14 protein-coding genes are annotated in these 15482 nt (G+C 41.0%); 6 read left to right on the top strand and 8 right to left on the bottom strand.

Annotation, left to right across the window (positions count from 1 at the left end; translation table 11 throughout):
- The first annotated feature begins 127 nt into the window (after positions 1 to 127).
- Entirely contained in the window at positions 128 to 589 is a 462-nt protein-coding gene (locus B1201_RS04440; RefSeq protein WP_078192502.1) for a hemerythrin domain-containing protein, read from the top strand.
- 85 nt (positions 590 to 674) lie between these two features.
- Here the strand turns inward: B1201_RS04440 and B1201_RS04435 are convergent, their stop codons facing one another.
- From B1201_RS04435 to serA, 3 genes are all read right to left on the bottom strand, one after another.
- On the bottom strand, positions 675 to 1553 hold the full coding sequence (locus tag B1201_RS04435; protein WP_078192501.1) for an EamA family transporter: 879 nt from the start codon (positions 1551 to 1553) through the stop codon (positions 675 to 677).
- A 220-nt stretch (positions 1554 to 1773) separates the two neighbouring features.
- Entirely contained in the window at positions 1774 to 2643 is an 870-nt protein-coding gene (locus tag B1201_RS04430) for an EamA family transporter (protein WP_078192500.1), read from the bottom strand.
- Positions 2644 to 2760: 117 nt separating this feature from the next.
- A complete protein-coding gene (gene serA, locus B1201_RS04425) occupies positions 2761 to 3993 on the bottom strand; it encodes a phosphoglycerate dehydrogenase (protein WP_078192852.1) in 1233 nt (410 codons plus the stop codon).
- Between the two features lie 372 nt (positions 3994 to 4365).
- Here serA and B1201_RS04420 point away from each other — a divergent pair, with 372 nt between their 5' ends.
- The 5 genes from B1201_RS04420 to B1201_RS04400 all read left to right on the top strand — a co-directional run bounded on the left by B1201_RS04420 (position 4366) and on the right by B1201_RS04400 (position 10303).
- Positions 4366 to 5775 carry an FAD-binding oxidoreductase gene (locus B1201_RS04420; RefSeq protein ID WP_078192851.1) on the top strand — a complete coding sequence of 470 codons (1410 nt, stop codon included), beginning with the start codon at positions 4366 to 4368 and terminating at the stop codon, positions 5773 to 5775.
- A gap of 192 nt (positions 5776 to 5967) precedes the next feature.
- The gene (locus tag B1201_RS04415) at positions 5968 to 6339 is read left to right on the top strand and encodes a hypothetical protein (RefSeq protein WP_078192499.1); all 372 of its coding nucleotides are present in this window, start codon (positions 5968 to 5970) and stop codon (positions 6337 to 6339) included.
- Between the two features lie 92 nt (positions 6340 to 6431).
- Positions 6432 to 7853 carry an AbiH family protein gene (locus tag B1201_RS04410; protein WP_078192498.1) on the top strand — a complete coding sequence of 474 codons (1422 nt, stop codon included), beginning with the start codon at positions 6432 to 6434 and terminating at the stop codon, positions 7851 to 7853.
- 88 nt (positions 7854 to 7941) lie between these two features.
- Entirely contained in the window at positions 7942 to 8823 is an 882-nt protein-coding gene (locus B1201_RS04405) for a pirin family protein (RefSeq protein ID WP_078192497.1), read from the top strand.
- Positions 8824 to 9073: 250 nt separating this feature from the next.
- Positions 9074 to 10303: an MFS transporter gene (locus B1201_RS04400; protein WP_078189336.1), complete on the top strand. Its 1230-nt coding sequence runs from the start codon at positions 9074 to 9076 to the stop codon at positions 10301 to 10303.
- Between the two features lie 79 nt (positions 10304 to 10382).
- Here the strand turns inward: B1201_RS04400 and B1201_RS04395 are convergent, their stop codons facing one another.
- The 5 genes from B1201_RS04395 to B1201_RS04375 all read right to left on the bottom strand — a co-directional run bounded on the left by B1201_RS04395 (position 10383) and on the right by B1201_RS04375 (position 15471).
- Positions 10383 to 10682, bottom strand: coding sequence for a DUF3817 domain-containing protein (locus tag B1201_RS04395; RefSeq protein ID WP_078189335.1), 300 nt, complete (start codon positions 10680 to 10682; stop codon positions 10383 to 10385).
- A gap of 142 nt (positions 10683 to 10824) precedes the next feature.
- Positions 10825 to 11394: a hypothetical protein gene (locus B1201_RS04390; protein ID WP_143221657.1), complete on the bottom strand. Its 570-nt coding sequence runs from the start codon at positions 11392 to 11394 to the stop codon at positions 10825 to 10827.
- Between the two features lie 15 nt (positions 11395 to 11409).
- Positions 11410 to 13560 carry a YccS family putative transporter gene (gene yccS / locus B1201_RS04385; RefSeq protein WP_373684753.1) on the bottom strand — a complete coding sequence of 717 codons (2151 nt, stop codon included), beginning with the start codon at positions 13558 to 13560 and terminating at the stop codon, positions 11410 to 11412.
- Between the two features lie 124 nt (positions 13561 to 13684).
- On the bottom strand, positions 13685 to 14233 hold the full coding sequence (sodC, locus tag B1201_RS04380) for a superoxide dismutase family protein (protein ID WP_078192494.1): 549 nt from the start codon (positions 14231 to 14233) through the stop codon (positions 13685 to 13687).
- Positions 14234 to 14349: 116 nt separating this feature from the next.
- Positions 14350 to 15471, bottom strand: coding sequence for an AI-2E family transporter (locus tag B1201_RS04375; RefSeq protein ID WP_171263748.1), 1122 nt, complete (start codon positions 15469 to 15471; stop codon positions 14350 to 14352).
- Positions 15472 to 15482: the final 11 nt, after the last annotated feature.

Raw genomic sequence — 15482 nt, 5'->3', positions numbered from 1 at the left:
TTAACAGAGCGTTGCTGAATTCTGTCGCTGAAATGATTAGTATGAAAATAAGCGACTCGTTTGAGTTGTGGATAATAATTAAATTTCATAATACACAATTAGCTAAGCATCAGAGGTCATCACTACAATGAATATATTTGAAGCTTTACGCCAAAGTCATGAAAAGCAACGTGAACTTGCTGAAAAACTCATTCAAACATCAGGGGATACACCTGAGCGTCGAGATTTATTTGAGCTGCTCAAAAATGAGTTATTTGCTCATGCTGTTGGCGAAGATCGTTATTTTTACATCCCGTTAATGATGACTGATTCAGGCTTAAACATCACCCGTCATGCATTGGCGGAACATCATGAGATGGATGAATTATTAGAGCAACTGACGGAAACTGAATTTAGTAATCCAGGTTGGTTGGCAATTGCGAAAAAGTTATCTGAAACGGTACATCATCATTTGCAGGAAGAAGAGCACGGCTTTTTTCAGCAAGCAGGTAAAATCTTAGATGAAAAACAAAAGGAAAGTTTAGCCAAACAATATTTGGCGGAATATAAGAAATACAAGAAAGCAGATAAAGACAGTTTGACGGGCTAAACGCAAGTGAAGCCTGAAGACGAATGCAAAATCAAAAAAAAGACGGCAGAGGCCGTCTTTTTGTTTCAACTATAAATATAAAAATTTAGTCTGATACGCTGCTCGGAGTATTGCGAGAGGAACGTAAAGTCACCCCGACGGACGCCAACATAATGCAGACTAAGGCCACCCATTGCCACGTCCCAATATTTTCGCCAAGCAGAACCATACCTGTAATGGCAGCTAATGCAGGCGACAAACTCGATAAAGTCCCATAACTAAGTTTACTGAGAATTTTTAACGCTTTTAAATCCAGTGCATAAGGTATGGCCGTGGCTAAAATCGCAATTAATAAGGCTTTCGGCCAATATTGGGTATCGAGTAGGGCGGGTGCATTGTTATATAGTCCAATCGGGAGCAAGGTCAGTGCGGACAGTGTGATGGCAATCGTTAGCGCATGCATACCAATATTTTGGTGTACGACTTTTTGCCCGAAATAAATATAGAATGCCCAACATAGCCCCGCAGTTAAGGCACAAGCTGCTCCAAATATTGAGAAATTACCACTTTGAGCTTGCCCCCAAGGTACCATCAACGCAATCCCTAAGATCGCCAAAAACACCCAAATATAGTCACTACGATTTTTAATCGACAGCAGTGCCAAACCTAGCGGCCCAATAAACTCGAGTCCTACGGCAATGCCTTGAGGGAGTTTGCCCAGTGACATATAGAACAAGACATTCATGAGGCACAGTGCTGCGCTATAGCAGAGCAGATCACGCCATTTTAAAAACGACAGTCGTTTTAAAATGTGCCATGAACGAAACATTAAGCAGATAATAATTGAAGCAAAACAGAGTCGTAAAATGGTCACACTGAGTGGATCAAGCACCAAAAATAATTGCTTGGCGAATGATGCACTGATCTGATAGGAGATCATGGAAAGTACCATGAAAACGACTGCTAATAATTGTGAGTTTGGCATGCGGCACGCTGTGGTGGGGGGAACAAAGTACCCCAATTTTTAATTCTGCTCAGTATAGCGGTTAATATTGAATTATTGATGACTTTTCAGAGGCAGAAATGCAATTTGCAGGTTTTGAATTTAAAAAAATTGAATATAAAAAATCGTCTTTAAATCGCCACCATTTTTAAATTCAAAATAAAAAATGGAGATATTTTCAAAAGATTAAGGCGGTTTGAATTTAAATTGATTTGGCCTTTTGCGTGGTATAAGTACAGCCAATCGAAGCACTGATTATCACTGCCAATGCCAACCATTGTGTCCATAACAATTGTTCATGCAAAAAGATAAAACCCGAGAGAGCGGCAACAGCGGGTTCCAAACTCATGAGTGTACCGAAACTCAGCGCAGTCATGTTACGTAGCGCAATCATTTCTAGAGTAAAAGGTAAAGCACTGGCTAGGGTCGCAAGTGCAATAAAATACAGTAGACTACTTGGCTCAAACGCCTGTGCCGGCATACCTGCAAAGAGTGCGATGGGCATCAAAACACACATGCCGACGAACATGCCTAAGCAAACGGTATGATTGCCTGAGACCCCTGACGGTTTTTGACCAGCCACGATATAGAGTGCCCAACACGCACCTGCCCCGAGGGCAAGTAAGATCCCAATTGGGTCAAGCCGTTGTGCAGCTTGGTCAAAAGGAAAAAGTAGGATAAGGCCTAAAATAGCCAGTCCGACCCAAATAAAATCAAATTTTCGGCGTGCAGCAAATAGTGCGACACTGAGCGGACCTATAAATTCAAAAGACACGGCAATGCCGAGAGGCAGGCGATCAATCGACAAGTAAAATAATACATTCATCCCTGCTAAGGCACAGCCATAGCTGAGGATAGACGACCATTTGACTTGTTTAAAATTGATCTGCCAAACTTTAAAAATGATCGCCAAGATTAATGCACCGAGCAGTAAACGCATCGCGGACACGGTCAGGATGGGAAACTGACCAAACAGGTACTTGGCGAAAGAACCGCTGCTTTGCATGCTGATCATGGCAATAAGCAAGATCAGCGGTGCTTGGACAGCCGGTGCAACTTTAAAATTTGGCATAAACTAAATTTGTTTCGATGACTCGAAGAGCGGGAGAGTGGCACTAGCCAGATTTTAAAAGTTTATAACAATAAAAAAACCACAGCCCGAAGGCTGTGGCTTCAGTGTCTAATGTGCTTAGAACAATACGCGAACTCGGATCGTACCTTCAACTTCGTGAAGTGTATCCAAAGCTTCTTTAGAAGCAGTTGCGTCAACGTCCATCACTAAGTAACCCACATCACCTTTAGTCATTAAAGACTGACCAGAGATGTTGATACCGTGTTCAGCAAACAAGTTGTTGATTTTTGAAAGCACGCCTGGCACGTTTTTGTGGATATGAAGTAAACGGTGTTTGCCTTCAGTCAACGGTAACGCGATTTCTGGGAAGTTCACTGCAGATAAAGTCATACCTTTATCAGAGTAAGCAACGAATTTTTCAGCAACTTCAAGACCGATGTTCGCTTGCGCTTCCATGGTTGAACCACCCACGTGAGGAGTCAAAATCACGTTGTCTAAGCCACGAAGTGGAGAAACGAATTCTTCACCGTTTGCTTTAGGTTCTTTAGGGAATACGTCTACAGCCGCACCAGCAATATGACCAGATTTGATTGCATCAGCAAGATCTTCAATGATTACACATGTACCACGTGCAGCATTGAGGAAGATTGCGCCTTCTTTCATTTGAGCAAATTGATCTTTGCCGAAGAAGTTGCGAGTTGATGGAACGTCTGGAACGTGTAGAGATACGACGTCTGCATTGGCAAGAAGTTCACCCATAGAACCGACTTGACGTGCATTACCCATTGGAAGTTTAGTTACGGCATCGTAATAAATCACGTGCATACCTAAACTTTCAGCAAGTACAGAAAGTTGCGAGCCAATCGAACCGTAACCAACAATACCTAAAGTTTTACCACGAGTTTCAAATGAACCGACTGCAGACTTGTTCCAACCACCACGGTGAGTTGAAGCAGATTTTGCAGGAACACCACGAAGTAATAGAATCGCTTCAGCAAGTACTAGTTCAGCAACTGAACGCGTATTTGAGTATGGTGCGTTAAATACTGGAATACCACGAATCATGGCAGCATTTAAGTTCACTTGGTTTGTACCGATACAGAAACAACCCACAGCAATCAGTTTGTTCGCCGCTTCAAAAACTTCTTCAGTTAATTGAGTACGTGAACGAATACCAATGAAGTGAGCATCTTTAACCGCTTCTTTCAACGCTTCACCCTCAAGCGCAGTTTTACGGTAGTCAATGTTGGTGTATCCAGCAGCATTTAGAGTGTCGATTGCGTTTTGGTGAACGCCTTCTAACAACAAGAAACGAATTTTATCTTTAGGTAAAGAAAGATGTTGGCTCATTACGGCTCCGCTACAAAGGCCAAATTTAGTGCGCATATAATAGCATAGGAAGTCGCCTGATATACATTTCCTTTATGACCGACGTCATGGCTATTTTGCCGAATGATGAGTCAATTTTTTTAGATTTGGTCTAATTAACTTGGTCATATTCCTCGTGACATTTTGAAATCACGTTTTTCTTTGGGTTTTGTCAAAAAAAGCCCAGTTATAGCTTATAATGGTGCCGCTCAAAATCATCATGACCAATTCCCTGACATTTTGATGCGCTCTGTTTCAGGCTTTTTCCCTTGAAATATGCGTTACCGCAGTTTTGACTGAATGAAGTCTGGACCTTTAAAAAAACTTGTTTACTTCTTGCAAGGTCTGAAAACGATGAATGCTCCAGTCGCTTTAACCCCAGAGTTATTGACCCAATTGACCGCTATTGTTGGCGAAAGCCGAATTAAAACCGATGCGGATAGTCTCCAAAATTGGGGTCGTGACCATACTAAGCACTTCGATCCAAACCCGTCGGTCGTCGTTTTCCCTTCAAGCACAGAGCAAGTTCAACAAATTGTTAAGCTGGCAAACCAATTTAATGTCGCGATTACCCCAAGTGGCGGTCGTACAGGTTTATCAGCAGGTGCTGTGGCTGCTAACGGTGAAATCGTGGTGAGCATGGACAAGATGAATCAAATCTTGGAATTCTTCCCAGCTGACCGTATGGTTCGCGTACAAGCAGGTGTAGTGACTGAACAACTTCAGAACTATGCTGAAGAACAAGGCATGTACTACCCAGTTGATTTTGCATCTTCAGGTTCATCACAAATTGGCGGTAACATCGGTACCAATGCCGGCGGTATTAAAGTGATTAAATACGGCATGACTCGTAACTGGGTGTTGGGCATGACTGTGGTTACTGGTAAAGGTGACATCCTGCGCTTGAATAAAGGCATGATCAAAAACGCGACGGGTTATGCACTTCAACACTTATTTATTGGTGGTGAAGGTACTTTAGGCCTCGTGACGGAAGCTGAAATCAAACTTGAACGCCAACCCCATGACTTACAAGTATTGGTTCTCGGTGTGCCTGATTTTGATGCGATTATGCCTGTTCTACATGCCTTCCAAAAGAAAATCGACCTGACTGCATTTGAGTTCTTTGGTGAACTTGCAATGCAAAAAGTATTGGACAATGGCCATGTACAACGTCCGTTTGAAACACCATGTTTGTTCTATGTTTTACTTGAGTTTGAAGCACCATTTGAACCGATCATGGATGCAGCAATGGAAATCTTTGAACATTGCATGGAACAAGGTTGGGTACTGGATGGCGTAATGAGCCAAAGCTTAGACCAAGTACATAACTTATGGCGTTTACGTGAAGACATTTCTGAGTCAATCGCACCGTTCACTCCATACAAAAATGACATCTCAGTTCTGATTACACATGTGCCTGCATTTATTAAAGAAATTGATGCAATTGTGGAAGCGAATTACCCAGACTTTGAAATTTGCTGGTTCGGTCATATTGGTGACGGTAACTTGCACTTAAATATTTTGAAACCTGCGGATTTAAGTAAAGATGAATTCTTTGCAAAATGCCAAGTGGTAAACAAATACGTATTTGAAACTGTGAAAAAATATGACGGTTCAATTTCAGCAGAACATGGCGTGGGTATGACCAAAAAGCCTTACCTCGATTACACACGTTCAGCAGAAGAAATCGAATATATGAAAGCATTGAAAAAAGTATTCGATCCAAATGCGATTATGAACCCAGGTAAATTGTTCGATCTTTAATTTTTTAAAGACTTACTAGAACGCATCTTCGGATGCGTTTTTTTATGGCTATAAAACGCCTTTTTTGCCGTGCATGGATAAGAGACAGCACGTTGATTTTGTGGAATGGACTACTTCTTTTACATTGCTTAAATAGTGTTTTGGACAAATGTTCGGCATGATAGGACTGAATAATAAATTTGAGTTGCTTCTATGTATCGTTTAATTGCTGTGTCTGCATTGTGTGTGGGGATGTTGGCGGGTTGTGCGACAACGCAGAAAATTGTGTCTAAAGTCGGTTCTTCTGCAACGCCACTCGATCAGGTGTTAAAAGAACGTCCTGATTTGCGTAAAGAACTGTCGACTGTGGAAATTCGTCAGTATTTTAACCGTGTTGAGTCGCCAAATGCGGGGCAGGTGAAAGTGACTGAAACGGGTTTAATGGATGATTCGGTGAAATCAATTCGTACTATTTATAGTTTTAGATTGGTGGATGGTGACTGGCAGCGTGTAAATACGCAGAAGGAATATCAGTGCCAACGTGGTAAAAATACCAAGACTTTCCAATCGGCGAAGTGTCCTTAATAAATCTTTGATTTATGGTTGAAATTTAGGCGGGAATGCCTCATAAAAAGCGTATCTGTAGATGCGCTTTTTTATTGGGGTAAATAAGAACAATGAATATTTTAATAGTCGGAAACGGTTTTGATTTGTCGCATTATTTGCCGACGAAGTATGACCATTTTATGGTGGCAATGGATGCCATAGAAAACTGGGATATTAAGAAAGGTAATATGGGATTTGATGATCTTTTTGAAAAAGATTATTGGCATAAAGATGCAGAAACGGGTGAAGAGTGGCAAAACAGTTTTTTTCAGCATACAAAAGCAATGTATAAAACTGATGAAATAGAAATTTCAATTGATCAAATTAAAGTGTTGAAAGAGCAACTTAAGGATAATGTGTGGTATCAGTATTTTTCAGACCATGTAAGAGAAGTGAAAACATGGATTGATTTTGAAACTAAAATTAATGAAGCTTTAAAAGTTGTAGAAAAATTTATTGTAAGTTTAAATCTAAAGTTAGAGGAATCTGGAATTTTTTCTCATGAAATTTGTTTTTCTGGCAACAAGGAAGAAAGACAAATATTTTTAACTAGAGAACAATGTAACGTATTAGAAAAATTAAATATCTTAAATTCTGGTTATTTTATAGATCAAGAGGATTATGATGAGAATGGACATTATATTGTGTCAATAGATATTGGAGATCCCGATCAAGGTAGTTTGCGATTTTATATTAATGATCAATATATTCAGCAATATTCAGGTTATGGAAAAGTAAATAATGATAAGTTGCTGAATTATTTGCAAGAAAATGTGGAAAAATTTATCGGTATATTTAATTTATATCTTGAACTGATAGTCAGTAAATTATCATTTATTAATCCTTTTTCTATTGAAAATAAAGATTGGGTTTATCCTGATAAAATATATTCTTTTAATTATACTGATACCTTTCAACGTATTCATGATTCGGTAGATGTTGAATACCTACATGGAAGTCATGGAGAGGATCAAAATATTGTTTTAGGCGTTTCTGATTTAGACGATGACGCACTTAAAAAGCTAAAAGCTTATGGTTTTACTAAATATCATCAAAAACTTTTTAAAGATACAGATTATCTATTTTTAGATGAGTACAAGAATAAAATATTATCTAATAGACAAAGCCAGATCGATTTATACGAACAACTTAAAGGAGAAAATAGAAGTGCTTATAGAAATGTTTTGAATAATAGAATTAGAAACAGTGAGACTATGCTAGATTTAAATTTTTATATTTGGGGACATTCGCTAGATATTTCTGATAAGGATTACATTATTGATTTATTTAGCTTAAATGATGATATGGACCGAAATGTCCGAGTAATAATTTTTTATTTTGATAAGCAAGCAAAATTTTCACTACTCAATAATCTACTCGCCATTTTAGGTAAAGACAAAGTAGAACAATGGATGAAAAATAAATGGCTAGAGTTTAAGCCTAATCCCGAAGTGAAATTCGAAGTTGGCGCAAACTTAGAAGAAGCATCCTAAAACTGTGACACTGAAATCCATTTAGCCTATCGAATCAGCTATCTCTAGTAAGCTAAGATCAAACGATCCTAAATAAACCTAAAACAATATGAAAACCCTCGCTTTTATTCACGTCAATGATTCAGGTTCACCCGTTGGTGACTTTGCCCCAGTCACTTCAGTATTTTCCCATTATGAGTTGGGCAATACCGTTTCGCCTTTTTTATTGCTCGACCATTTAGGGCCTGGGGTGCTGAAACCAACCCAACTGAAAAAAGGCGTGCTGGAACATCCACATCGAGGATTTGAAACCGTCACCTTAGTGTTTAAAGGTGAACTTGAACATCATGATACGACTGGCGGCGGTGGTGTCATTTGTGAGGGCGATGTGCAGTGGATGACTGCTGCTTCAGGCATACAACACGAAGAAGTCTTTAGCCAAGCCTTTGCACAGCGGGGCGGAGCATTTGAAATCTTGCAACTTTGGGTCAATTTACCTGCTAAAGATAAAATGAATCCTGCACGCTATCAGAGTTTAGCCAAAGCCAGTATTCCTATTGTGAATTTAGCCCAAGATGCTGGTTATGTAAGGGTGATTGCAGGGCAATATTTAACAGCCCATGGCCCTGCAGAGACACATACACCCATGCAAGTATTTGATGTCTTTGTCAGTGCCAATCAAAGTATCACACTACCTGCACAAGAAGGGGATACCACGCTGGTATATTTACGCTCAGGCAAACTGAAATTTACTGAAACAGATGAACAGTTAAATGCACAGCATATGGCAGTTATGTCGAGCCAAGGTGAAAATGTCGAATTGACGGCAGTCGAAGATAGCCACATGTTGTATTTATCAGCGCAGCCTTTAAATGAGCCCATTTATGGGCGAGGCTATTTTGTGATGAATCATTTTGCAGAAGTCATGCAAGCCTATGAGGACCTAAAACAAGGTCGCTTTATCCAAAAAGCAAGCAATGAAAAACCATAAAAGCGCTAGTATAAAAAGACCAATACAATGCCAGCAAACACTGTTAAAATAGTCGGACTCAAACCGACAGATCGGTTCGTTGAAGTTCATTTTATCTCTATCTAGCGTCTTGTGAATACGACGCACATATGGCGGATACGCCGCAAATTCATTTTTAAAATTAATATTACAGTGCTCGTCATTGGGCTGAAGTGTCTCTCCCTATTTGTCATTTCAAGCTCGACAGCACATATTTGATATGTAGATAACAATGCAAAACGTACAAACCACAAAATTAAGTCGTGCCACCTTAATGTTTCCCTTGGCACTGGTTTTATTTGAATTTTCTGTCTATATCGGCAACGACTTAGTCCAACCCGCCATGCTTGCGATTACCCAAGAGTTTGGTGTGAGTAGTGCATGGGCACCCTCGTCGATGTCATTTTACTTATTGGGAGGTGCTTGTGTCGCTGCAATATTAGGGCCATTGTCAGACCGATTAGGCCGTAAAAAAGTCCTATTGGGTGGTGTAGCGTTCTTTAGCTTATGCTGTTTAGCGATATTGCTCACACATAATATCGAAAGCTTTTTAACTTTGCGTTTTTTACAAGGTTTTGGCTTGTCGGTTATTTCAGCCGTGGGCTATGCCGCTGTTCAGGAAACTTTTGAAGAGCGAGATGCCATCAAAGTCATGGCGATCATGGCCAATATTTCACTACTGGCGCCACTGATCGGACCCGTCCTCGGTGCCTTTATGATTGATCACGTGTCATGGCATTGGGGCTTTATTGGAATCGCATTTCTATCTTTTTTGAGTTGGTTTGGTTTAAAAGCCAAGATGCCGACTCAGCACATCAGCATTCCAAAGCAACCGGTGGGCTATATTATCGATGACTTTAAACAGGTGTTAAAAAATAAACGCTTTTTGGCACTGACACTGGGCCTACCGATGGTGGCAATGCCACTGATGCTCTGGATTGCGCTATCTCCAGTCATATTGGTGGAGCAGCTTGGACTGAGTAGTATGCAATACGGCATGGCACAGTTTCCCGTTTTGGGCGGTCTGATCCTCGGTAATATTGTCCTGATTAAAATCATCGACAAACTGCCATTAGGTCAGTCTGTGATGATCGGGCTACCTTTGATGTTACTCGGAACGAGCCTCGTGGTGATTGGGACGATGACTGAAAGTTATTTTCTGACCTTTCTCATTCTCGGCATGAGTTTGGTCAGTTTTGGTGAAGGGATTAGCTTTTCTGTGCTCTATCGTTTTGCCTTAATGTCGTCTGAAATGTCGAAGGGCACAGTGGCTGCAGCAGTGTCTGTGATCATGATGCTGACGTTCTTTGCTGTGATCGAAATCGTGCGCGTGCTATATGAAAACTTTGGACTTTGGGCCTATAGTTTGGCGGGTTTTACCCTCATTATCTTGTGGTTCAGCCTACCACGCTTGGTGGTACGAGATATTATGCGACAGCGTAAATTGACGGGTGAATTTTAAATTCGAGTCAATGCCATTATAGAAAAAGCCCAATGCTGTGTAGAACAACATTGGGCTTTTTTATTTGTTGTATACCGTCTTAATTTGATGTTGCAGGTTGTTCTGCATTTTTTAATTTGCGATCGAAAATGAAAGGACCAAAAGGCAATATCGATGCAATCAGGCCCATTAGAAATACGCTGAGTGACCATTTTTGCTTTTCACAGACCACAAATAGCACCACCAAGAAGGCAATAAACAAGACGCCATGTCCCATACCGACGTATTTGACCAATATTGGATTATCCATCAGGTACTTCATTGGCATAGCAATGAACAACAATAATAAAAAGGAGATGCCTTCGAGTAGGCCCACAAAGCGTAAGGTCTTGATATTCATGCGAAGCTTAAATTCAAAGTGATTTCAGCCTTGAGTGTACCTGAAAGCACAGCAGGAACGAAGCGTTCATGTTGAAATAATTGATCCGCATATTGAATCTAAGTTGATGTATTTAAAGTTAATTCTGAGTCGTCTGCTCGGATTAACCTTCTAGATCCGTTAAGGCATCTTCAATCGAACCCTGATCAAATTCATAGTTACAGCCGAATAAAATCATCGGGCTTTTTCCAGTCATTTCAGACAGGCTCAGTTTGTGATTGATGGCATGTAGATCATCTGTTTCGGCTTCCGTACGTAGGATTTTTTCACCACGGAAAAATGGCATATCGGCAAACATCGGATGTTGTTCAATACCATATTTTTGGGCAAGTTTTTTCACATCGGCTTGGCGATAGATCGCGAATACTGCATTGGAAGACAGGCCAATTTCTTGGGTCGGCATGCCAAAAAATTCAACAGCTTGCGTATTTTTATAGATATAAATAAACGGTTGATGTGGGTCATCATGGCGTTTCCAGCCCAATTGCCCCAGAGCCTTTTCATAATCGAGCAAAGTGTCATGGTAGGTGTCGTAATCGGCCTGACATTCCAAAATACGCTTCAAATCTTGTGCTGTCGGTGCTGCAAAAACAGAAGACGCAGCTAAACATGAGGTCGCCACAATCGTAGGTAATATGAGGTGTCTAAAACCTAAACTAAGCATTTTCATCATGAGTCTCGAATGATTTTATTTAATTTCCGCCTGAATCAGCTGTGTTCGAAGCTGAATCAGTTCGGCTAATGTTTCTAATAATAAACTGATTTGCTTGAGCACCAGTTGTAGGTGATTAGACCGCATTTCTTCAGTGCTGAGTGTTTGAATTTCGAAAAGTTTTTGCTGAATTTTCTCAGGGTTGAGCGGTTTTTGCTGAATTAAGACGTCGTCTAGGGTGCTTTGACACCATTGCAGCAGTTCAAGGACTTGTTGGTCTTGTACTTGTTCACGGTGGCTCCCCAGTGCCGAAATATAACTGAGCTGACTATGGCTATAGACCAAATAGCGAAAAGCATGTTGAATCAAAGTTTGGTCGGGTTCAGGCTCGGTACTTAAACTTGAAATCATGCTCGACAACTCAGTTTGAGCATTATGGGCTGAACGACGGGCACGCCGATAAGCAATGCTATTGGTTTTCCCATGGAGATATTGCTCAACTACGGCATCAAAATAATGCAGGGTCGCAGCAGAGCTTTTTTGAATGGTCTTGGAAATATTGCGAAAGTCCCAATCTGGCCAGATGACATTGACTGCGAACCATGCAATAAAACAGCCGAGTAGGGTATCAACGATACGCGGTAAAATAACCGCATAACCTGCGCCTTTTAAATTAAAAATCAGCAAGACCATTAAGGTTGCCATGAGGGTCGCCATGGCATATTTTTTGGCACTCAGATAGAAAAAGCATACGCCAAAAATAATTGTCAGTAGCAATTGACCTTCGACACTTGGCACAAAATACAAAATAGGAATGCCAAGTAAGACCCCTAATATGGTTCCCAAAGTCCGCATTTTTAAACGACTTTTGGTCGCAAAATAGCGCATCTGACAGACAAATAAACTGGTCAATAATATCCAGTAGCCATTTTTGGCAAAGGGCAGTAGTGAAATGGCATAGCCCATCGCAAAGACAAAAGCGATGCGAACGGCATGGCGAAATAAAGCAGATTCGGGACTCAAATGCTGTTTCAATTTGAGCCATAAATCATGCCATCCATGAATATCGTCATCGAGTAAATTGAGGTTGTCGATATGCTGCTGATAGGCCTGTTGCTGTGAATGATCTAAATCCTGAACATGCGAAAAGCGTTCTTGTACACTGTCCAAATTACTCAAGATCAGCTGTAGGTTTTTCACTTCTATATTTTGCGGATTATTGGCCATCCACTCCTGCAAAGAGGCATGCAAATGTGCCAGTGCTTGTGCGGTAATGGGATCAGGCTGATAGGGCTGTCGATGCAAAATACAGTAGGCCAACTGTTGGCAAGCCTGCGCTTGTAATCGAATATTTTTTTGAAAACGGAAAATTAAATCGGTACGGCTAAAATTTTGATGAATTTGTTCATAGTGTAAATAATTCGCACTGGCCTGTTCGTGAATATCTTGTGCCAAGAAATATAAATTCAGCCAGTAGATGGTGTTTTTATTGGCTCTTGAAGCTTTTAAACGGGTGAGTAAAGAAGCTTTGGTCGTGTTTAAACTTGGGATGACATCACTGTTTTTGAGTGATAATTCATATAGTAAGTGTTCCACATTGTCGACATTATCTGGGTCAAATAAGCGTGCTTTTGCATTCAGTACTTCGGCGATTTGTAAAAAACAACGTGAAAGATTGTCCTGTACAGGTAGGGTGGGTTTAATCAAGTAAAAGAGAATCGAGGTGAAGCCATACCATAAGGCCCCTAGAACAAAGCAGCTGGGTTGAAAATACCAGGTGTCATATTCGCCCAAGCCGAACATGGTATAAATCGACAGTAAAATCGTGCCAAAAGATATCGTGGCATAGCGTTGCCCCAATGCACCAAGTAAAATAAAGCCTGCACTGGATAGCGATAGGTAGAGAATAAATAAAAATTTATAGGGATAGAGAAAATCTAAAATACTACTGACACTAAAGAAGAGTACGCAGACATAGAGCAAATTACGCAGTCGGATGCTGAGTCGGTCATCAAAGTCGGTGAGCGCGGTGGCAATCGCACCTAAGGTGACGGGCACAATAAAACTATGAAAACCGAGAAAATATAATCCGAGCGTGGTGCCACTCAAAACAATACAAATTTGCAGGCAATACATAATGATTGCACTGGATTGAAACTGTTGAAACCAAGAGAGTCGCGTGTTCACAGAGTTATGAAGTATTCGAATGATTTTGTAAATTAGACTGAGCTTTTTTCTGTGAACTGTCAATTTTTATTCAAAAGAAAAGCGGACTTAAAGTCCGCTTGTTCAAGTCTATATGCAAGGTCGATTATTGAATCACACCACAGGCAATACGGTCACCGCCACCGCCTAGAGGTTTAGGGTCGTCAGAGTAATTATCACCACCGGCATGGACCATGATGGCTAAGCCTTGTACATCCGCCAATTTCAAACGCGGTGCAATTAAATTCACTTTTGCTGTGCCATCGGTTTGAACTTGAAGGATCGGTAAGTCACCCAAGTGACCTGTTAGCGGCGTACCGTGGTGAGGTGCAGCTTTAGGGTTAAAGTGACCACCTGCAGCAAGAGCAGCACCCGCTTTTCCATCTTTTTCAGCTGGGGCACAAGAGCCTTTTTCATGAATATGGAAACCGTGTGGACCCGGAGGAAGCTGGGTTAAATTGGTATGAATAACCAAGCCAGCAGGGCTATCAACCAAGTTAATTTGACCGATGCTTTGACCAATACCTTGAGCAGTCACGGCATTGACCGTCACGGTTTTTGCATTCAGACCTGTTGAAGTCGAGGTACTCGCACAGCCTGTAAACATCAGGGCACTGACCGCAGCAAGCGCACCGAATTTAAATAGTGAAGACATGTTTGGCATCCTGTCTGTTTTTATGGAGTTTCAACCATTGAAACAGATGCGGATACAGGATGACAGATAATTTAAGTATTTGATTGTAATATTTGTTTAATGAATTCAAGCCTGAATTAAGGTTGTTCAGGCTTATCATCCATATTGTCTAAGTTATGTGCCAATGTTGCTTTGGGCATCATGACGGGTTCAATTTGGGTTTCATGCAACCATTCACGCCAAATGGCTAACAATACCGCCAAGATCACTGGCCCGATAAATAAACCGACAAGACCGAAACTGGCGATCCCACCTAAAACACCAAACATGATTAATAAGAATGGAATCTGGGTTGCCCCTGAAATCACTAAAGGACGAATCACGTTATCGGCTGTACTCACCACACAAACACCCCAAGCCATGACGCCAATGGCTTCGATGGTTTGACCTTGTGAAAATAACCACAACGACACAGCGGTATATGAAATTGGTGGTCCAAACGGAATCAGTGCCAACATGAAGGTAATGATGGTTAATAACATCGGGTTAGGCACATCGGCGACAAAATAGCTCACACCGGCAAGTAAAGCTTGGGCAATGGCGGTGAGACCGATGCCATACACTACGGCACGTGTAGTATCCGAAATAGTGGCAAGATAATGATGAATACGTGGCCCAATGACCATTTCGAGGGCTTTACTGACCTGACTTAAAATAGTTTGACCATCACGATAGAAGAAAAATAAAGACATCACGGCAAAACACAGCTTAAAGATATTTTTACTGACTTCGCCGACCAAAACTTTACCGTAGTTCAAATGCCCCTGAATCCAAATTTGTACTGATTGAATAATACTGTTTGGGTCATTGTTCAGCTCATGCAGGGTACGACTGACTTCTTTACCAATAAACGGCAGTTGGCGAATAAAATCAGGCACATTGACATGACCAGAGAAGACCTGCTTTTGTAATTCAAAATACAAGTTACGGCCTTCATGTTGTAACAAGAAGATTGCAAAAATCACCGGAAGACCCACCACGAGCACCACCAGTAAGATCATCAGCGCCGCACTTAAATTTGCACGATTGCCACAAAAACGATGCACCGATTGATACAGCGGCCAAGTCATATAAGCAATAATCGCTGCCCAAACAACGGGCACAATAAAGTATTTGAGTACGCTAAAGCTCAAAAAAATCAGAATAAAAAATAATCCGAACAATAAGACTTTTTGTAATGTAGGTGCGAACGTTGGCAATGCGTGCTCTG

Origin of the sequence: Acinetobacter sp. ANC 5600 (assembly GCF_002018395.1) — a bacterium.
GTDB classification, from domain to species: domain Bacteria; phylum Pseudomonadota; class Gammaproteobacteria; order Pseudomonadales; family Moraxellaceae; genus Acinetobacter; species Acinetobacter amyesii.
The sequence above is the reverse complement of the archived record's forward strand: the minus strand, read 5'-3'. Positions and strand labels throughout refer to the sequence as shown.